General features: G+C 67.1%; 17 protein-coding genes. 7 read left to right on the forward strand and 10 right to left on the reverse strand.

Features of this window, described 5'->3' with window-relative positions; all coding sequences use genetic code 11:
- Positions 1-81: 81 nt before the first annotated feature.
- Complete coding sequence (locus QEP15_RS10770) at positions 82-987, reverse strand: DMT family transporter (protein WP_152384218.1); 906 nt, start codon at positions 985-987, stop codon at positions 82-84.
- A 122-nt stretch (positions 988-1109) separates the two neighbouring features.
- On the opposite strand from QEP15_RS10770, the gene QEP15_RS10775 reads away from it, so the two are divergent.
- Complete coding sequence (locus tag QEP15_RS10775) at positions 1110-1577, forward strand: Lrp/AsnC family transcriptional regulator (protein ID WP_152384219.1); 468 nt, start codon at positions 1110-1112, stop codon at positions 1575-1577.
- Here the strand turns inward: QEP15_RS10775 and QEP15_RS10780 are convergent.
- Positions 1574-2065, reverse strand: a complete 492-nt coding sequence (locus QEP15_RS10780) for a glutathione peroxidase (RefSeq protein WP_062841350.1) — start codon at positions 2063-2065, stop codon at positions 1574-1576. The genes QEP15_RS10775 and QEP15_RS10780 overlap by 4 nt on opposite strands.
- 161 nt (positions 2066-2226) lie before the next feature.
- Here QEP15_RS10780 and QEP15_RS10785 point away from each other — a divergent pair, with 161 nt between their 5' ends.
- The gene (locus QEP15_RS10785) at positions 2227-2559 is read left to right on the forward strand and encodes a tetratricopeptide repeat protein (RefSeq protein WP_128828181.1); all 333 of its coding nucleotides are present in this window, start codon (positions 2227-2229) and stop codon (positions 2557-2559) included.
- On the opposite strand, the gene QEP15_RS10790 is transcribed toward QEP15_RS10785, so the two are convergent.
- Positions 2522-4192, reverse strand: a complete 1671-nt coding sequence (locus QEP15_RS10790; RefSeq protein ID WP_280148764.1) for a methyl-accepting chemotaxis protein — start codon at positions 4190-4192, stop codon at positions 2522-2524. The two genes, QEP15_RS10785 and QEP15_RS10790, sit on opposite strands and share 38 nt — an antisense overlap.
- 92 nt (positions 4193-4284) lie before the next feature.
- Positions 4285-5703, reverse strand: coding sequence for a deoxyribodipyrimidine photo-lyase (gene phrB / locus QEP15_RS10795; RefSeq protein WP_280148765.1), 1419 nt, complete (start codon positions 5701-5703; stop codon positions 4285-4287).
- Positions 5704-6010: 307 nt separating this feature from the next.
- Between phrB and QEP15_RS10800 the strand changes: the two genes are divergently transcribed.
- Positions 6011-7459 carry a CoA transferase gene (locus QEP15_RS10800; RefSeq protein WP_280148766.1) on the forward strand — a complete coding sequence of 483 codons (1449 nt, stop codon included), beginning with the start codon at positions 6011-6013 and terminating at the stop codon, positions 7457-7459.
- Positions 7460-7536: 77 nt separating this feature from the next.
- Here QEP15_RS10800 and QEP15_RS10805 read toward each other — a convergent pair whose 3' ends face one another.
- The 5 genes from QEP15_RS10805 to dbpA all read right to left on the reverse strand — a co-directional run bounded on the left by QEP15_RS10805 (position 7537) and on the right by dbpA (position 11990).
- Positions 7537-8073 (reverse strand): peroxiredoxin, encoded by a 537-nt coding sequence (locus tag QEP15_RS10805; RefSeq protein ID WP_280148767.1) that lies wholly within the window; start codon positions 8071-8073, stop codon positions 7537-7539.
- A 76-nt stretch (positions 8074-8149) separates the two neighbouring features.
- Positions 8150-9529 (reverse strand): YXWGXW repeat-containing protein, encoded by a 1380-nt coding sequence (locus QEP15_RS10810; protein ID WP_152384222.1) that lies wholly within the window; start codon positions 9527-9529, stop codon positions 8150-8152.
- Positions 9530-9560: 31 nt separating this feature from the next.
- Positions 9561-9731 carry a hypothetical protein gene (locus QEP15_RS10815; RefSeq protein WP_193725381.1) on the reverse strand — a complete coding sequence of 57 codons (171 nt, stop codon included), beginning with the start codon at positions 9729-9731 and terminating at the stop codon, positions 9561-9563.
- A 273-nt stretch (positions 9732-10004) separates the two neighbouring features.
- Entirely contained in the window at positions 10005-10412 is a 408-nt protein-coding gene (locus QEP15_RS10820) for a DoxX family protein (protein ID WP_152384223.1), read from the reverse strand.
- Between the two features lie 189 nt (positions 10413-10601).
- Positions 10602-11990, reverse strand: coding sequence for an ATP-dependent RNA helicase DbpA (gene dbpA / locus QEP15_RS10825; protein WP_142055649.1), 1389 nt, complete (start codon positions 11988-11990; stop codon positions 10602-10604).
- 144 nt (positions 11991-12134) lie between these two features.
- Here dbpA and QEP15_RS10830 point away from each other — a divergent pair, with 144 nt between their 5' ends.
- Positions 12135-12653 (forward strand): hypothetical protein, encoded by a 519-nt coding sequence (locus tag QEP15_RS10830; protein ID WP_152384224.1) that lies wholly within the window; start codon positions 12135-12137, stop codon positions 12651-12653.
- A gap of 10 nt (positions 12654-12663) precedes the next feature.
- Here the strand turns inward: QEP15_RS10830 and QEP15_RS10835 are convergent, their stop codons facing one another.
- Positions 12664-13422, reverse strand: coding sequence for an IclR family transcriptional regulator (locus QEP15_RS10835; protein ID WP_152384225.1), 759 nt, complete (start codon positions 13420-13422; stop codon positions 12664-12666).
- A gap of 161 nt (positions 13423-13583) precedes the next feature.
- Between QEP15_RS10835 and xsc the strand changes: the two genes are divergently transcribed.
- From xsc to QEP15_RS10850, 3 genes are all read left to right on the forward strand, one after another.
- Positions 13584-15395, forward strand: a complete 1812-nt coding sequence (gene xsc, locus QEP15_RS10840; RefSeq protein WP_152384226.1) for a sulfoacetaldehyde acetyltransferase — start codon at positions 13584-13586, stop codon at positions 15393-15395.
- A gap of 100 nt (positions 15396-15495) precedes the next feature.
- Entirely contained in the window at positions 15496-16416 is a 921-nt protein-coding gene (locus QEP15_RS10845) for a bifunctional enoyl-CoA hydratase/phosphate acetyltransferase (protein WP_152384227.1), read from the forward strand.
- A gap of 124 nt (positions 16417-16540) precedes the next feature.
- The gene (locus tag QEP15_RS10850) at positions 16541-18118 is read left to right on the forward strand and encodes an ABC transporter substrate-binding protein (RefSeq protein WP_062841340.1); all 1578 of its coding nucleotides are present in this window, start codon (positions 16541-16543) and stop codon (positions 18116-18118) included.
- Positions 18119-18127 lie beyond the last annotated feature (9 nt).

Here is an 18127-nt window from a genome sequence, read left to right on the forward strand (position 1 = left end):
GATAGCGGCGCACACCGGACGGATGCCTGAATAACCGGGGGGCGGATGCGGGTTTCCGCGCGCGGCCCCGGCGCCCTGGGGTCAGACCGCGCCCGGACGCGGGCTGCGCGGCAGCCGCCACGTCCAGTTCAGGCTGACTGCGGCGGCGGCCAGGAAGATCAGCGCCACGCCCGCGATCTGCGAGGCGTCCATGCGGTGGCCGTAGACCACGAAGTCGAGCAGGATGGCCACGGCCGGATAGATAAAGCTGAGCGCCGCGGTGGACGTGGTGGGCAGCTTCTGGATGGCCGAGTACATCAGGATGTACATGAGGCACGTGTGGATGAGACCCAGCGCCACCAGGTATCCCCACTGCACAGGCTGGGCGGGCAGGGCATTGAAGTCGGCCATCGGCAGCAGCATCACCGCGCCCAGCGTCACCTGCACCAGCGCCAGCACCTGCGGGGGGATGCCCTTCAGGCGCTTTACGATGATGGCGGTGATGCCGTACAACGCGGCTGCGCCCAGGCCCAGCATCAGACCCGTCAGATAGGCGCCGCCGCCCGCCGCGCCGCCATCGCCCAGACGCAGCACCAGCAGCAGGCCGGCGAACGCGACGAGGGACCACGCCACCTTGCCGCGCGAGGGGCGCTCGCCCAGGAACAGCACGCCCAGCCCGATCAGGAAGAACGGCTGCACGTTGTAGACCGCGGTGGCCAGCGAAATGGACGCCAGCCGATAGGCCGAGAACAGCAGCACCCAGTTCAGCACCAGCGCGGCGCCGGCGGCCAGCGCCAGGGCCAGCGTTTTCGGGGTAAAAAGTCCCGGCTTGAGCAGGCCGCGCGCCCAGCAGTACACAAAGAGCGACAGGGCGCCAAACACGCAGCGAAAGAAAACGACGTTCCAGGCGCTTTGCCCGGACTCCAGAACGAAGACGCCGAGCGTGCCCGACAGGGTCATGGCGGCCGCCATCTGCGCGAGGCCCGTGCGTTCGGTCGAGGGGATCATGATGGTTCTCCAAAGGCCATCTGGCCAGGAATTCGATGGAGAAATTATCCCAGGCGGATCCATCCGCTTATATGATCATGCCGTGGCACTTTCGCGATTCAACCTTGCTTTGGGTGGAATTTATGCAGAACGACCTAAAAAATGAAAGTTCGGTTTTGGATGGGATCGACCGCCGTCTCGTTGAGATGCTGTCGGCCAATGCGCGCACCACCACGGCCGATCTGGCGCGGCAGGTGGGCATGTCGGCCCCCAGCGTGGCCGACCGCATGCGGCGGCTTGAGGAATCGGGGGTAATTCGCGCATACACGCTGGACGTGGATCCGGTGGCGCTGGGGTATTCGCTGGAGGCCGTTGTGCGCATCCGGCCGTTGCCCGGGCAGTTGCGCCATGTCGAGGGCCTGATCCAGCAGATTCCGGAATTCGTGGAGTGCGACAAGGTAACGGGCGATGATTGCTTCATCGCCCGCATGGTGCTCCGGTCCATCACGCACCTGGACGGCATTCTGGAGCGGGTGACCGAATTTGCCGAAACCAACACCGCCATCGTCAAGTCGCACACGGTGCGCCGGCGGCTGCCGCCGCTGCGTTAGACGGGGGCGGACAGGGCCGCGGTGATGTCGTCGCGCAGGCTGGCCGGCGTGTCGGTGGGCGCGTAGCGCTTGATCACGCGGCCGTCGCGCCCGACCAGGAACTTGGTGAAGTTCCACTTGATGCCTTCGGTGCCGAAGACGCCCGGCTTTTCGCCCTTGAGCCATTGGTAAAGCGGGTGGGCGTTCGGGCCGTTGACATCGATCTTGGCAAAGAGCGGAAAGGTGATGTCGTACTGGGTGCTGCAGAAATTGCGGATCTCGGCCTCGTCGCCGGGCTCTTGGTGGCCGAACTGGTCACACGGAAAACCGAGCACGGTCAGGCCGTCGTCGTGGAACGCGCGGTAGAGTTCTTCCAGACCGGCATACTGCGGCGTGAACCCGCACTTGGAGGCAACGTTCACCACCAGTAGCACGCGGCCGCGGTACGTCTCTAGGGACTGCTGCGTGCCGTCGATGGCGCGGACGGAGAAATCATGGATTGTGCTCATGCGGGCTCCTGGAATCGGGCGTCGTCCGCGCATCGGCGCGGGCGTTGGGGCAGACTTGGGAGTGTAGCGCCGCAGACGCGCGTGGGGGCTTTGCGGCACCGCGGCAGCGCCCGGCCTATGATGCGGTTTACCGAAGACGCTGGAAAGAAAGGAGCCGCCGCATGGAAGGAATGATCGAGCGACTAGAGGCGATGCTGGCCAAGGGCACCGACAATCTGCTGCTGCGGTTTTCACTTGGCAAGGCCTACGCCGAGCAGGAACGCTTTGCCGAGGCCTGCACCCATCTGCGCGCGGCGCTGGCTTTCGATCCCACGTATTCCGTCGCCTGGAAATGGCTGGGCAAGGCCTGCCTCGGGCTGAATGACAAGCCCGGCGCCCGCGCCGCCTGGGAATCCGGGCTGGCGGCGGCCCAGGCGCGGGGAGATCAGCAGGTCGTCAAGGAATTGCAGGTGTTCATCAAGCGCCTGGACAAGGAAGCGGCCGCGGGCGCCTGAGACTTTCGGGGTTCCCTGGCAGTGCCGCGGCCGGAGCCGGTGCGCTGGCCACGCGGAACACCTCGATGGCGTGGCGCAGGCGGGCGCCATCCGTGCGCAGGTTGGCAACCGCCTTGGCGGCCTGTTCGACGCGCGCGGCGTTGCCCTGCGCGGCGCTGTCGGTTTCCGAAATGCTGCGGCTGACCGTGTCGATACCCGCGTGCTGGTCGGTCGAGGTGGCGGCAATCTCGTTGATGATGCGCGTGACCTTCTGCACGGATTCCACGATATCGCGCATGCTGGCGCCGGCCCGCTCGACGTGCCGCACGCCTTCGCCGACGCGCGCGTCCGAGCTTTCGATCAGCGCCTTGATCTCGCGGGCGGCGGTGGCGCTTTTCTGGGCAAGGCTGCGCACTTCGCTTGCGACCACCGCGAATCCCTTGCCCGCCTCGCCGGCGCGCGCGGCCTCGACGGCGGCATTCAGCGCAAGGATGTTGGTCTGGAAGGCAATGCCGTCGATGATGCCGACAACCTCGGCGATGCGGGACGAGCTTTGGACGATGCCCTGCATGGCGTGCGCGGCCTCGTCGACCACATTGCCGCCCCGCCGGGCGAGATCGCTGGCCTGGTTTGCCATGGCGTCGGCATCCTGCGCGTTGGCGGCATTTTGCCTCACGGTGACGGCCAATTGCGCCATGCTGGCCGCCGCCTGTTCGAGCGACGCCGCCTGGCGCTCGGTGTGGGCCGAGAGGTCGGCGTTGCCCTCCGCGATGTCGGCGGCCGACTGCAGGGCGTTCTCGATGCCGCCGTGCACGTCGCGCGTGATGCTGACCAGGCTTTTGCGCATGACTTCCAGGGAAAACTTCAGTTCGCCGATCTCGTCCCCGGTCAGGGCGCCGGGCAGCGGTGTGCTCAGGTTGCCCGCGGCGATCTGGCGCGTGAAGTCGGTGGCCGCGCCCAGCAGCCCGGCGATGGCGCGCGCAAAGCCCCAGCCCGACGCGAAGATCAGTGCGACGCCGCCCGCTGTCAGCGCCACGGCCGCGGCCAGGGCGCTGCTGCTCAGGCGGTCGTGCATGCCGTAGATGGCCGCGCCGGCCGCGCCGATGAACAGCGAGGCGGACAGCACCGCCCACGCCAGGAGGCGCGACCGCACGCCGGTCAGGCGCCAGCGTTTGAGCCGCGCCAGGACGCCGCGCACCCCCGCCGGTTTGACCTGACCGCCGCACAGCCGGGTGCCGCGCGCCGTGCCCAGACGCAGGCTGGCATAAACGGCTTCGGCCGTTTCGATCTGCTGGCGGGTCGGCTTGACCCGCACCGAGGCATAACAGACGGTGGTGCCGCGTTCCACGATGGGCGTGACGTTGGCCAGCACCCAATAGAAGCCGCCGTCCTTGCGGCGGTTCTTGACCATGCCTGTCCACGACTCGCCGCGCTGGATGGTGCCCCAGAGGTCTTCGAAGGCGGCCGGCGGCATGTCGGGATGGCGCACGATGTTGTGAGGCGCGCCGACCAGTTCCTCGCGTGAAAAGCCGCTTGCGTGAACAAACGCCGGATTGGCGTAGATGATCCGGCCCCGCGAGTCCGTGCGGGAGATCAGGTATTGCTCGTCGCGGAGTACGTATTCCGTGTCGTTGACCGGCTGGTTGTTGCGCATGCGTCGCTCGTCCTGTGATGGGCGAGGGCATCATCGGGGACGGGCGCGGCGGCGGCGTTGATGTACGTCAACGCCGCCACAGGTCGACGCGCTTACGCGGCGGGCAGGTTGCCAAAGGCTTCAAGCGCCCGCAGCCGGCTTTGCGCCAGATCCACGATCGGTTCCGGATAGCCCGCGGCGGACCGTTCCATGGGATTGGGATCGTGGATGGCCTTGTCGTCCAGATGCGCCAGTTCAGGCAGCCATTCGCGCAAAAACACGCCGCGCGGGTCGAATTTGCGGGACTGCGACAACGGATTGAAGACGCGGAAGTAGGGCACCGCGTCGGCGCCCGTGGAGGCGCTCCATTGCCAGCCGCCGTTGTTGGCGGCCAGGTCGCCGTCCACAAGCTGCGACATGAACCAGGCCTCGCCCAGACGCCAGTCGATGAGCAGGTTCTTGGACAGGAACATCGCCGTCACCATGCGCAGCCGGTTGTGCATCCAGCCCAGGGCCAGCAACTGGCGCATGGCGGCGTCCACGATGGGGATGCCGGTCTTGCCCTGCTGCCAGGCTGCCAGGTCGTCGGGCGCGTGGCGCCAGGGCACGGCCGCCGTCTCCGGCTTCATGGGCTGGTGCATGGACAGGGCGGGGTAGGCCGCCAGCAGGTGCAAGTAGAACTCGCGCCACAGCAGTTCGTTGATCCACGTGGCGGCGCCCGCCTTGCCGCTGTCGATCTCGCCCTGGTTGGCCGCCAGCGCTGCGCGCAGCGCCTGGCCGGGAGACAGGACGCCCGCAGCAAAGTAAGGCGACAGGCAACTGGTGGCGGGCAGCGAGGGGAAATCGCGCTCGTCCTTGTAGGCGAAGATCGCCTCGTCGGCAAAGGCGGCCAGCCGGTCGCTGGCGGCAGCTTCTCCGGCGGGCCAGAGCGCCCGGACGGCGTCGCTGGGCGCGTCGAACCCGTCGAACGATTCCGGCAGCGGATCGGACTTCCAGCGCGGCGGCGTCTGGGCGCGGGGCGCGGGAATGGGCCGCACCGGCGCGCTGCGCAGGCGCTCGCGGCAGGTGCGGGCATAGGGCGTGTAGACGCGATAGCAATCGCCCTTGCCGGTCAGCACGGTGCCGGGGCGCAGCAGCGTCGCGCCGTGGTGCACCGTCCACTCGATGCCGATGTCGGCCAGCGCGGCCGCGACGGCGTCGTCCCGGCGGCGTTCGTTGACGCCCCACTCGGCGTTGACGTGGACCGCTTCGATGGCGTGTTCCTGGCAGAACGCGGCCACGGCCCGCGGTGCGTCGCGCCAGTCGTCAACGGTCAGCAGCTTGAGCGGAATCCCGGCCTGTCCCAGGTCCTGGGACAGCTCGCGCAGGTTGCGCAGCCAGAAATCCACCTTGGCCGGGGCGTCGCCATGCTGGCGCCATTGTCCGGGCGCGGCCAGGAAAAGCGCGGTGACCGTGCCGGCCTCGGCCGCCGCGGCCAGCGCGGCGTTGTCGTGCATGCGCAGGTCGGTGCGCAGCCAGAGCAGCGTGTTCATGGGGAGGCTCCAGGGACAGGGGCCGGGCGGCGCGCCGGCGAGGCTGCGATTCTATCCCGAGCACGCGCGCGGCCCGGGGCGAAAGCGCCTGGAAGACGATGTAAAAACTACGAGGAGATGTGACCGGTGTTGCACTGCAACCCGTTGCGGCGCCTGGTTGGCAGGGGCAGGGGCCAGACGGCCCCCGAACGCCAAAACGCCCGGCATTGGCCGTCAAACCATGAAACACGCTGGCGCGTGGCGTGTATTGACGCACGTGCGGACGCCGCCATGTAATGCAAGTAAACGACTAAAGCAGGCAAACGCTATGGGAAATCTGATGGACCTCCGCCCGTCCTTTCTGAAGGGACGTACACCCGCCGGCAAGACGTCCCGCGATGTCTTGCAGAAGCTCTGGCGTTCGGTCGATTTACCGGACGCGTCGCTTGAGCACGTCGTGCTGACCGGCGCAGATCCTGTCGTCCCTTCCTCATTTGCCGTCGGCACGGCCGCGCAGACCAGCATGGCTGCCGCGGCCCTGGCTGCCGCGGAAGTCTGGCACCTGCGCGGCGGCGCCCGGCAGCAGGTCAGCGTGGACATGCTGCATGCGGCGCAGGAGTGCCGCAGCCACTACACCATCAATGGCGTCACGCCCAATCCGTGGGATCCCATCACCGGCGTCTATCGCTGCGGCGATGGCGGCTGGGTGCGCATTCACGCCAACTTCGCGCATCACCGTGACGGGGCGCTGGCCTTGCTGGGCTGCCCGACCGGGGACGGCGCCACGCGCGAAGCCGTGGAACGCGCGCTGAGCCGCTGGAAGGCGCTGGATTTCGAGCAGGTGGCGGCCGATGCCGGCATGGTCGTGTCTGCAATGCGCTCGTTTGAGGAATGGGACCGCCATCCGCAGGGGCAGGCTGTCTCCGCGCAACCGCTGCTGACCATCGAACGCATCGGTGAAGCCGATCCGCGTCCGCTGCCGAAGTACGCGCAGAATGCGCGGCCGCTGCAGGACATCCGCGTGCTGGACCTGACGCGCATCATCGCCGGGCCGGTGTGCGGCCGCGCGCTGGCCGCCTATGGCGCCGACGTCATGCTGGTCAACAGCCCGCAACTGCCCAATATCGACAACATCATCGACACCAGCCGCGGCAAGCTGTCCGTGCTGGCGGACCTGGACACGGCAGATGGCCGCATCGCGCTCGGCAACCTGCTGCGCAGCGCGCATATCTTTGTGCAGGGCTATCGGCCTGGCGGCATGTCCGCACTGGGATTCGGCCCGCAGGACGCGGCACGCATCCGTCCGGGCATTGTCTATGTGTCTTTGTCTGCGTACGGCACGACGGGCCCGTGGGCGAACCGGCGCGGGTTCGACTCCTTGGTCCAGACGGCCACGGGCTTTAACCACGCGGAAGCGTTGGCTGCCGGTCAGGAGGCGCCCAAGGCGTTGCCGATGCAGATCCTGGATCACGCGTCGGGTTACCTGATGGCGTTTGGCGCGCAGGTGGCGCTGGCGCGCCAGGCAACCGAAGGCGGCAGCTGGCACGTGCGCGTGTCGCTCGCTCAGACGGCGCACTGGCTGCGCGGATTGGGGCGGGTGGACGGCGGGCTGGACTGTCCCATGCCGGGCTTTGACGGCCTGATGGAGACGTCGCCATCAGGCTTTGGCGAGCTGGTCGCGGTGCGCCATGCGGCGCGCTTCTCGGAGACCCCGGCGCGCTGGATCCGGCCGTCCAGTCCGCCCGGCACGCACCCGACGGTCTGGCCGTTCAACTGATCTTCGACAGGCGCGGTGCGTAAAGCAGTACGTTTACGACCGCGCCTTATTGTGGACGCTGGTATCTCACCAGGGCGTTACTGCCTGGCCTTCCATTCCCGCAGCGCGCGCATCGTGTTTGCCACGTGCGACTCGGGGCTCATGTTCGTGTATCCGTACAGGATCTTGCCTTCGGGCGAGATCACGTAGGACACGCGCTGCGCATATTCCGGCCGCTTGTCATGCACGGCATCGTACGCCTTCATGACTTTGCCGTCGCCATCGGCCGCGACGGCGAATTTGTTGCGGCACTCGCTGACGGAAAACTTCTTGAGCGTGTCGATGTTGTCGGTCGAGACGCCGATGACCGTGGCGCCCAGCGATTTGTATTCGTCCGTGGCCTCCGCAAAGTTGTGGGCTTCGATGGTGCAGCCCTGCGTGAATGCCGCTGGGAAGAAATACAGCACCACCGGACCTTGCTTGAGCGCTTCCTTCAGCTTGAAGGTGTATTCGTTGCCGCCCAGCGAGGCCGGCACGCTGAAGTCCGGCGCGGCGGCGCCCACCGGCAGCGCGGCGAGGGCCGGCGTGCCGGCCATCAGGCCGCATACGAGGAACCAGGGGGCAAGGCGCTTCATGGGTGTCTCCCGTTGGAGCCGCGGAAACGCCGCGGCAAGCTGTCTACTGTAGCGGCGCGGCGCGCACGGGTCCAGTTCAGCCGCCGTCAGGCCCGCCGCGGCCATTGTTGCCGCGCGGCTGGTCGCGTTGCTGCTGCTGGCGTGACTGCTGCTGTTCCCGCTGCTGCTGTTGTTGCTGTTGCTGCTGCTGTTGCTGTTGTTGGCGGTTCTGGCGCGCCTGTTGTTCGTGCTCCTGACGGTCACGCGCCATTTGGCGCGCCTGGTCGTCGCGTTCCCGCTGCTGGCGGGCCTGTTGATCCTGTTGCCGGCGTTCGCGCAGGTCCTGCTGGTTCTGCTGATCGCGTTGCTGCTGCTGGCGTGCCTGCTGGTCACGCATCTGCTGCTGGCGCAACTGCTGCTGGGCTTGCGCGTCGTTCTGCTGCCGGTCGCGCAACTGCTGGTCACGGCTTTGCTGTTCGCGAGCCTGCTGTTGGCGCTGCTGATCGTTTCTCAACTGATCGCGCGCCTGCTGGTCGCGGACCTGCTGCTGGCGGTCCTGCTGCTCGGCCGGGTCGCGCGGGCGCGGGCCGGGGCGGCCGTCGCGTCCACGATCGTCGGCGAGCTGCGCGCCGGGCGGCACGGACGGGTTGTTGCCCTGCGGGCGGGCGTCCCGGCCGGGCCTGCCGTTGTTCGGGTGATCCACATACGCCTGGGGCGGCTTGCCTTTGTTGTGTTCATAGAATTGGGCGCGGTTGCCGCCCGCATCGCGCACGTAGGCGCGCTGCGCCTCGGTGGGGCCGGCGTGGCGGTCATTGCGCGCGGCCAGCTCGCGCGGGTCTGCATTGCGGCGCACGCCTTGCGGCCCGCCGTGGTAGCTGACCCGGCGGTTGTCCACGTTATTGACGACGATGTTCCGGTTGTAGACGTTCGTCACGCGGGTGATGTTCACGTTCGTGACGGACCGGTTGTAGTAGAAGCGGTCGCGTTTCCAATAACCGCCCACATAACCCAGGCCCGTATAGCCGAAGCCGTAGTTGATGCCGCCGTAGAAACCCACGTGCGGCCCCCAATAGCCCGGGTTCCAGAGGTAAACGCCATTGGAAAAGCCCCAGTACCCCGGGGTCCAGAGAGCGCCCTGATACGGCGCCAGCACCCAGGCGCCGGGCACCCAGAAAAAGCCGTAACGGTTGAGGCTCCAGTAGCCGGGCACCCACAGATAGCCGTCCGCGGGGGCGGGGGGCTGCACGTAGACCGGCAGGGGCGGCGGCGGCTCGGGACTGCGGTCAACGAGCGCCAGATTCGCGTTGGCGGGATCGCCCTCGTCGTATGCGGGTTGTTGATACGCAGACGGAACCGGCACCTGCTGCGTGGAGTAGACGTTCTGCGCGGCGGCCAGCGCGGGGGCGGTGGCGGTAACTGCCAGCAGGGCCGCGGTGGCCAGCGGCCGCAAGCGGGCAATCTGGAAGGAAGGGCTCATGAGAATGTCCTTGGCGCAGCAGATCCGATGTTCAATAGCCGCGATAGTAATAATGCGGGGCGGGGTACGCCGGGTAGTAGTAATAATGCGGCGTGGCGTAGACCGGCGCGGGCCGGTAGTAAGCCGGCCGCGCCGGGACGACCACACAGCCGCTCAGGGCGCTTGTCATCGCCACCATCAACAACAAAGTCTTTTTCATCATCCGGCTCCCGCCTGGCGCAAGGCGCGAAATACGCCTTCACTGCGCGCATGCAAATTAGGCCATGCCGGCGGGACCAAGTTCGGGGACTGTAATGGTTCCGAAACAGCTTTCGCGTGACGGATGTTTGCGCCTGCGTGACGGTCGATGACGTTCGTATCAATGTCCCCGTAAACGCGTCATAGTCGTCGCAAAAAGAAAGGGACCGCGAATGCGCGGTCCCTTGGGATGTTGCCTTGCATGTCCGCCGCGTGGCGCGGCGGACAGGGCAGGCGGTCAGTTCCAGCGGCCGCCGGTGCCAGCCAGGCTGAAACGGCCGGCGCCCATGAACGCGATCGCCAGGCCGGTGAACAGGTACATGCCTTGCAATTCCAGTGCCCAGCCGCCGTTGTTGGTCATGCTGGCAATACTGCCGCTGTGGGCGAGCAGGATGGCGACGACCATGTTGATGGCGATGATCAGACCGGCCAGACGGGTGTAGACGCCGATGATCAGCAGGACGGGAGCGATGATTTCGCCAATGTACACGCCGTAGGCCAGGAAGCCGGGCAGGCCATGCGAGGACAGCATGCCGCTGATGCCGCCGACGCCGCCGCCGGTCAGCTTGAACAGGCCGTGGAGCAGAATCAGGATACCGAGGGTCAGGCGCAGGATCAGCTTGCCGGTGTCATCGGACTTGATCATGGTGAGTTTCTCTTGTGATGGTTAAGGGGGACAGTGGGCAGGTTGGAGCTCACTGCTTGCCTTTGGTTCCGCGCCCGCCGCGCCTTTCGAAAAAACCAGCATACCGGCGTGCGGGCGGCGCCATTATGGCAAAGCCCGTGTGAAACCCACAAGCTTTTGCCGCGCGTGACCGCTGCCCGCCATGCCGGATCAGAATTCTTCCAGGAAGCGCATCCGGAACCGGCGGCCCTTGATGTTGCTGTTGGAGATCCGGGAGAACGCCTGCTTGGCGATCTGGCGGTCCAGCGCCACATACGACGTGAATTCGGTGATATTGATCTTGCCGACCTGCTCGAACGTCAGGCCGCCGTCGCCGGTCAGCGCGCCCAGCAGGTCGCCAGGACGCAGCTTGTCCTTCTTGCCGCCCTGGATGCTCAGCGTGATCATGGGCGCGCGCAACGGGCGGTCCGCCTTGGGGCGCAGCGATTTGAGGTCGCCCCATTTCAGCGGCGAGCCCTGGTATTGCTCGATCAGGGTGGCCCAGCGCATCTCCTCGGGCGAGCACAGGCTGAGCGCCAGCCCCTTCTGGTCGCCCCGGCCGCTGCGGCCGATGCGGTGAACGTGGACCTCGGTGTCCTTGGTGACGTCCACGTTGATGACGGCGCCCAGGTTCTGGATGTCCAGCCCGCGCGCGGCCACGTCGGTGGCCACCAGCACGGCGCAGCTCTGGTTGGCAAACTGGATCAGGATTTCGTCGCGCTCGCGCTGCTCCAGGTCGCCATTGAGCGCCTGGGCGCTGATGCCCTCGGCTTGCAGGCGTTCCACCAGATCATGGCTGCGGATCTTGGTGTTGCAGAAGGCCAGCGTGGAGGCGGGACGGAAATGCGCCAGCAGCTTGGCCACTGCGTCCAGGCGTTCGCCTTCGTCGATCTCGTAGAAGATCTGCTCGATGCGGCTGGCGTCGTGTTGCGCCTCGACCTTGACCTCGGCGGGATTGCGCAGGAAACGCGCGCTGAGCTTGCGGATGTTGTCGGGATAGGTGGCCGAAAACAGCAGCGTCTGGCGCTTGGCGGGGCAGTGCGAGGCAATGGCGACGATGTCGTCATAAAAGCCCATGTCCACCATCCGGTCCGCTTCGTCCAGGACCAGCGTGTTCAGGCCCGACAGGTCCAGGCTGCCGCGTGCCAGGTGATCCTGGATGCGGCCGGGCGTGCCGACCACAAGGTGCGTGCCGCGGGCCAGCGACTCGGCCTGCGGCCGCGCCGCGGCGCCGCCGCACAGCGTCAGGATCTTCACATTGGGAATCAGGCGCGCCAGCCGCCGCAGCTCTTGCGCGACCTGGTCGGCCAGTTCGCGGGTGGGGCAGACCACCAGACCTTGCGGAACCAGGCGATTCACGTCCAGGTTCTGAAGCACGCCCAGCCCGAACGCCGCCGTCTTGCCGCTGCCGGTCTTGGCCTGGGCGATCACGTCGCGCCGGTCCAGGATGAGCGGCAGCGCCTGCGCCTGGATCGGCGTCATCTGTTCGAAACCCAGGGTTTTCAGGTTTTCGAGCAGCGGGGGAAGGAGGGGAAGGGTGGAGAAGGCGGTGTCGGTCACGGGGGGGCGGATCCGGTCAGGGATCGGAGAAAAGCTGAGTTGGGCGTAGTGTAAAGCCTGAGTCGGTATGATCTACCGACGGGGTGGCCGGCTGCGGGGCGGGCCTGTCCCGATCATCAACGCCAATTGACGTCAGGGTGGATCATGTTCGACAAGTTCAAGGCGCTGTCCGAAGGCGCGGCCGTCAAGGCGCGCGCGCTGACCAGCCGCACGGCCGGGGCGCTGGAAAATTCAAAAGCCCAGCTGGGCGATGCCGCCGCGAATGCGCGGGCCAAGGGCCTGGCGCTGGCGGGCGCCACAGCGGTGAAAGGCCGCGAGCTGGCCGGGGCCACTGTGGAAAAGGGCCGCGAACTGGCGGGCGCGACCGCCGAAAAGGGCAGCGCGCTGGTGGACCAGCATTGGCAGACCATCGAACGCGTGACGGTCGACGGCTTGCTCAGCGTCTCGGCCGAAAAGCTCAAGGACGACGCCATGGTCAAGGACGTGCTGGAGCGCGCCTACGAGGCGCTGCCGACCGTGGTGCGGCTCGTCCTGCCGCGCGACCGGTATCTGGAAATCGTCATTCAGAAAAAGCAGCCGCTGCTGGCCAAGATCGAAGGCGCGAGAAACCGCCGCCAGGAGCGGGCGCAGGCCGGCGCGGCCAGGAAGGACCCGGACGCGTGAATCGTCCGGACTAGGCGTACGCCTCGTACGTTCCCGCCAACGCCCGGGCGGCTTCCTGCATGCGCGGCAGCCACGCCCGCGCGCCGTCGATCGACAGTCTTGCCACCGGCGCATGCAGCGCCACCGCCGCAATGGCGCGCGATCCATGCAGGATGGGCACCGCCATGCAGACGATGCCCAGCAGGAATTCCTCGCGGTCGAAGCTGGCGCCTTCTTTCTTGATGGTCCGCAGTTCTTCTTCCAGCGCCGCCGCGTCGCAGAGCGTGTTCGGCGTATAGCGCGGCAACTGGGCCGCCGCCAGCATGCGCTGGCGGGTTTCGCGGCGCATGTACGCCAGGAACAGCTTGCCGCTTGCCGAACAATGCAGCGGCACGCGCGAGCCCGATTGCAGATTGACGCGCAGCGGCCAGGCGGTTTCCACCCGATCCAGGTAGATGACCTCGTCGCCGTCGAGCATGGTGCAGTTGCAGGTCTCGCCGATTTCGTCGACCAGGCTGTCCAGGATGCGGTGGCGCTCGCCGCGTAGCGGTGAATTGAGCAAGGTGTCGCGCGCCAGCGCCCCAAGACGTGGGCCGCTGACGTAGCTTTTGCCGGCCGGTTCGCGCAGCAGCATGCCGGCGTCGACCAGGCGCGACAGGATGCGCAGGACGGACGGTTTGGGCAGGCCGGTGGCCTCGGTCAGTTCGGCCAGCGAGACGGGCTGGGACGAACGGGCAACCTGTTCCAGCAGCGTCAGCGCGCGCAGGGCGGCGGAGGATTCGTCTTTCATCTTTCAATAATTGAAGAATTGGCGGTCGGCTGCCCATCGTCGCACAGAAAATGCAGAAAATGGAACGCCCGGGGGTGGGAAGGGAGGGATTTCTGGCGCAGTATCGGATCACACCGGCCAACTAGCAATCGGACGAGCGCCGGCATGCCAGGAGAGAGACCATGAGCAGCAAGCAACACATGACCCCCAGCGAAGCGTTTGTGGAAACGCTGGTCGCGCAGGGCGTCAAGGATGTTTTCGGCATCGTCGGTTCGGCCTTCATGGATGCGCTGGACCTGTTTCCCGCGGCCGGCATCCGCTTCGTGCCGACGGTGCACGAACAGGGCGCGGCGCACATGGCCGACGGCTATTCGCGCGTGACCGGCCGGCACGGCGTGTGCATTGCACAAAACGGTCCCGGCATCACCAACTTCGTGACGGGCGTGGCGGCGGCGTATTGGGCGCACAGCCCGGTGGTGGCGATCACGCCCGAGACCGGCACGTCGGGCATGGGGCTGGGCGGCTTCCAGGAGACCGAGCAGCTGCCGATCTTCTCGCGCATCACGAAGTACCAGGCGCACGTGAACCGCCCGGATCGCATGGCCGAGTTCACGGCCAAGGCGTTCGACAATGCGATGGCCGAACGCGGCCCCGCGCAGCTGAACATTCCGCGCGACTATTTCTACGGCGAAATCGACGTGGCCATCCCTGAGCCGCGCCGCATCCGGCGCGGGCCGGGCTCCGAAGAGGACCTGGAAGCCGCGGCGCGCATGCTGGCCGAGGCCAAGTTCCCGGTCATCGTGGCGGGCGGCGGCGTGTTGTTCTCGGACGGGCAGGGGGAATGCGTGGCGCTGGCCGAGCTCTTGGGCGCGCCGGTGGTGACCAGCTATCTGCACAACGATGCGTTCCCGGCCAGCCATCCGCTGTGGTGCGGGCCGCTGGGCTACCAGGGCGCCAAGGCCGGCATGAAGCTGCTGTCGCAGGCGGACGTGGTGCTGGCGCTGGGCACCCGCCTGGGGCCCTTCGGCACGCTGCCGCAACACGGGCTGGAATACTGGCCGCAGAATGCCCGCATCATCCAGGTCGACGCCGACCATCGCATGCTGGGCCTGGTGCGACCGGTGTCCGTGGGCATCTGCGGCGACGCCAAGCCGGCCGCCGCCGCGCTGACGGCCAAGCTGCAGGGTCGCGACGTGGCCTGCGTGCGCACCAAGGATCAGCGCGCCAGCGAGATCTCTGCCCAGAAGGCCGAGTGGGAACAGGAACTGGACAGCTGGTCGCACGAGCGCGACGACTGGAGCCTGGACATCATCGAGCAGGGCGGCGGGCGCATGCACCCGCGCCGCATGCTGCGCGAGCTTGAACGCGCGATGCCCAAGCACGTGATGGTCTCCACCGATATCGGCAACATCTGCTCGGTGTCCAACAGCTACCTGCGTTTTGACGAGCCCAACTCCATGCTGGCAGCCATGAGTTTCGGCAACTGCGGTTACGCGCTGCCGGCGTTGATCGGCGCCAAGCTTGGCCGGCCCGACCGCCCGGCGGTGGCGTATGTGGGCGATGGCGCCTGGTGCATGAGCTTCCAGGAATTGCTGACCTGCGTACGCGAGCAGATCCCGGTGACCGCGGTCGTGTTCCACAACGGCCAGTGGGGCGCCGAGAAAAAGAACCAGGTCGACTTCTATGGCCGCCGCTTCGTGGGCAGCAACCTGCGCAATCCCAACTTCTCGGAATTGGCGCGCGCCATGGGGGCCGAAGGCATCCGCGTGGAACACGCCGACCAGGTCGGCGCCGCGCTGCAGGCCGCGTGCCAGGCGCAGCTTGAAGGCAAGACCACCGTGCTGGAGATGATGGTCAGCCAGGAGCTGGGCGATCCGTTCCGCCGGGATGCGCTCAAGCAGCCGGTGCGGTTCCTGGACAAGTACCGCAAGTACGTGAACCAGCCGTTCCAGGCCGGCGAGGTGCCGCTGTCGATCGAGCCGGTGGGACGCTGACCGGCGCGCCCGGCGCGGGCAGGGGCAGGGCGTCACGCCCTGGCCCCGCGCCGGTCAATCACCCGGCCGCCGCACGCGCGGCCGCGGCAGGAGCGAAGACATGGCATTCGACCGTTTGTTCGGGCCGCTGCGCGTTGCCGCGCTGGCGGCGGGGCGGCTGCGCACCGCGGTGGCGTATCCGCTGTGCCCCGTCAGCCTGCGCGCCGCCGTAGAGGCGAGCGAGGCAGGCTACATCGAGCCCGTGCTGGTCGGGCCCGCGGACCGCATGGCCACGCTGATGGCGCAGGAAGGCATACGCGCGGGTTCCATGGAGATCGTCGACACGCCAGACGATGAGCTTGCGGCCGCACGCGCGGCCGCGGCGCTGGCGCGTGACGGCGCGGTCCGCATGCTGATGAAGGGCAGCCTGCACACCGATCACTTCATGTCGGCGGTGGTGACGCGCGAATCGGGCCTGCGCACGGGCCGGCGCATCAGCCACGCCTTCGTGATGGCGGTGGCGGCCTACCCGAAGCTGCTGATCCTGACCGACGCGGCCGTCAACATCGCGCCCACCTTGCAGGAAAAGGCGGACATCGCGCAGAACGCCATTGATCTGGCGCGCGCCCTCGGCGTGGAACGGCCCAAGGTTGCGGTGCTGTGCGCCACCGAATCGGTCAACCCGGCGATGCCGGCCACGCTGGATGCGGCCGCGCTGTCCAAGATGGCGGACCGCCAGCAGATCCGGGGCGGGGACATCGATGGGCCGCTGGCCTTCGACAATGCCATCTCGCGCGAGGCTGCCGATCAGAAAGGCATCGTGTCGCGCGTGGCGGGCGACGCCGACATCCTGCTGGTGCCCGACATCGAGGCCGGCAACATGCTCTACAAGGAGCTCACGTGGCTGGCGGGCGCCGGCGCGGCGGGCCTGGTGCTGGGCACGCGGGTGCCGGTGCTGTTGACGAGCCGGTCCGATTCGATGGAAGCGCGGGTGAACAGTTGCGCCGTCGCGGCGCTGCACGCGCACGCCATCGGCCGGTGACCGCAGGCAAGCCTGGCACCACCAAGTCTGGCGGTTTGGTACTAAGCGTGCATCCGGGGGATGACTACGCTAGACCGCAAGCCATCCATGAATGGTTCACGCCACAACATCAAAGGGGTAGCACATGCGCAGCGCAAGACTAGGCCTGGCCACGATTCTGTCGGTGTTTGCAATGGCGGGGGGCGCTGGAGCGGCGGACGCGCCCAAGGCCGGGGGCACGCTGGTCATCGGATCCACGCAGGTGCCGCGGCACCTGAACGGCGCGGTCCAGTCGGGAACGGCCACCGCGCTGCCCAGCGCACAGCTCTTTGCCAGCCCGCTGCGCTACGACGCCGACTGGAAGCCGCAGCCTTACCTGGCTGAGTCGTGGGAGCTGGCGCCGGACGGCAAGTCGCTGACGCTGCACCTGCGCGGCGATGCGGTTTTTCATGACGGCAAACCCGTGACGTCCGAGGACGTGGCGTTCTCGATCATGGCGGTCAAGCAGAACCATCCCTTCCAGACGATGTTCGCGCCCGTCGAAAGCGTGGACACGCCCGACGCGCGCACCGCCGTGCTGCGCATGAGCAAGCCGCATCCGGCAATCCTGCTGGCGCTGTCGCCGGCGCTGATGCCGGTGCTGCCCAAGCACATCTACGGCGACGGCCAGGACCTGAAAACGCATCCGCGCAACTCCGCGAACGTCGTGGGCTCGGGCCCGTTCGTCTTCAAGGAGTTCAAGCCGGGACAGGAGATCGTGCTGGAACGGTTCGACAAGTTCTTCTTGAAGGGCAAGCCGCTGCTGGACCGCGTGGTGGTCAAGATCAATCCCGACGCCACCAATCTGCTGATCGGGCTGGAGCGCGGCGATATCGGCGCGCTGCCGTTCATGACCGAGCCGACCATCCTGCGGCGCGCCAAGGACAATCCGTCCATCGTCATGACAAGCAAGGGCTATGAAGGCATCGGCGCGCTCAGCTGGCTGGCGTTCAACACGGCGCGCAAGCCGCTGGACGACGTGCGGGTGCGCCAGGCCATTGCCTACGCGACGGACAAGGGCTTCATCACGAAGGCGCTGAATGCGGGCTTTGCCGCGCCGGCGCATGGCCCGATCGTGGGCACCAGCCCCTTTGCCAGCGACGACGTGAAGAAGTATCCGCTGGACCTCAAGCGCGCCGAACAGCTGCTGGACGAGGCCGGGTTCAAGAAGGATGGCAAGGGCGAGCGCATGACGCTCACGGTGGACTACATGCCGGGCAGCGACGTGCAGGGCAAGAACGTCGCCGAGTACCTGCGCAGCCAGTTGAAGAAGGTGGGCATCAACGTGCAGGTGCGCGCGTCGCCGGACTTTCCGACGTGGGCCAAGCGCATCGCCGGCAAGGACTTCGACATGACCACCGACATCGTCTTCAACTGGGGCGATCCGGTCATCGGCGTGCACCGCACGTATATGTCGTCCAACATCCGCGACATCATCTGGACCAACACGCAGTCCTACAAGAATCCGAAGGTCGATGCGCTGCTGGAGCAGGCGGGCACCGAGACCGACGCGGACAAGCGCCGCGCGCTGTATGCGGAGTTCCAGCGCCTGGTGACCGAGGACGTGCCCATCGACTTCCTGACCGTCATTCCGTACCACACGCTCTCGTCCAAGAAGGTGCAGGGCCTGCCGTCCGGCATATGGGGACTTCTGTCGCCGCTGGATGAAACGTCCGTGCAGTAGCGGGAGCCG

The sequence above is a fragment of the Achromobacter mucicolens genome (assembly GCF_029866465.1).
Classification (GTDB): domain Bacteria; phylum Pseudomonadota; class Gammaproteobacteria; order Burkholderiales; family Burkholderiaceae_B; genus Achromobacter; species Achromobacter mucicolens.

What these genes read in the sequence shown, in the direction of transcription:
- QEP15_RS10770 (WP_152384218.1), bottom strand. Translation starts at nt 987, where the DNA reads ATGATCCCCTCGACCGAACGCACGGGCCTCGCGCAGATGGCGGCCGCC.
- QEP15_RS10775 (WP_152384219.1), top strand. Translation starts at nt 1,110, where the DNA reads ATGCAGAACGACCTAAAAAATGAAAGTTCGGTTTTGGATGGGATCGAC.
- QEP15_RS10780 (WP_062841350.1), bottom strand. Translation starts at nt 2,065, where the DNA reads ATGAGCACAATCCATGATTTCTCCGTCCGCGCCATCGACGGCACGCAG.
- QEP15_RS10785 (WP_128828181.1), top strand. Translation starts at nt 2,227, where the DNA reads ATGGAAGGAATGATCGAGCGACTAGAGGCGATGCTGGCCAAGGGCACC.
- QEP15_RS10790 (WP_280148764.1), bottom strand. Translation starts at nt 4,192, where the DNA reads ATGCGCAACAACCAGCCGGTCAACGACACGGAATACGTACTCCGCGAC.
- phrB (WP_280148765.1), bottom strand. Translation starts at nt 5,703, where the DNA reads ATGAACACGCTGCTCTGGCTGCGCACCGACCTGCGCATGCACGACAAC.
- QEP15_RS10800 (WP_280148766.1), top strand. Translation starts at nt 6,011, where the DNA reads ATGGGAAATCTGATGGACCTCCGCCCGTCCTTTCTGAAGGGACGTACA.
- QEP15_RS10805 (WP_280148767.1), bottom strand. Translation starts at nt 8,073, where the DNA reads ATGAAGCGCCTTGCCCCCTGGTTCCTCGTATGCGGCCTGATGGCCGGC.
- QEP15_RS10810 (WP_152384222.1), bottom strand. Translation starts at nt 9,529, where the DNA reads ATGAGCCCTTCCTTCCAGATTGCCCGCTTGCGGCCGCTGGCCACCGCG.
- QEP15_RS10815 (WP_193725381.1), bottom strand. Translation starts at nt 9,731, where the DNA reads ATGATGAAAAAGACTTTGTTGTTGATGGTGGCGATGACAAGCGCCCTG.
- QEP15_RS10820 (WP_152384223.1), bottom strand. Translation starts at nt 10,412, where the DNA reads ATGATCAAGTCCGATGACACCGGCAAGCTGATCCTGCGCCTGACCCTC.
- QEP15_RS10830 (WP_152384224.1), top strand. Translation starts at nt 12,135, where the DNA reads ATGTTCGACAAGTTCAAGGCGCTGTCCGAAGGCGCGGCCGTCAAGGCG.
- QEP15_RS10835 (WP_152384225.1), bottom strand. Translation starts at nt 13,422, where the DNA reads ATGAAAGACGAATCCTCCGCCGCCCTGCGCGCGCTGACGCTGCTGGAA.
- xsc (WP_152384226.1), top strand. Translation starts at nt 13,584, where the DNA reads ATGAGCAGCAAGCAACACATGACCCCCAGCGAAGCGTTTGTGGAAACG.
- QEP15_RS10845 (WP_152384227.1), top strand. Translation starts at nt 15,496, where the DNA reads ATGGCATTCGACCGTTTGTTCGGGCCGCTGCGCGTTGCCGCGCTGGCG.
- QEP15_RS10850 (WP_062841340.1), top strand. Translation starts at nt 16,541, where the DNA reads ATGCGCAGCGCAAGACTAGGCCTGGCCACGATTCTGTCGGTGTTTGCA.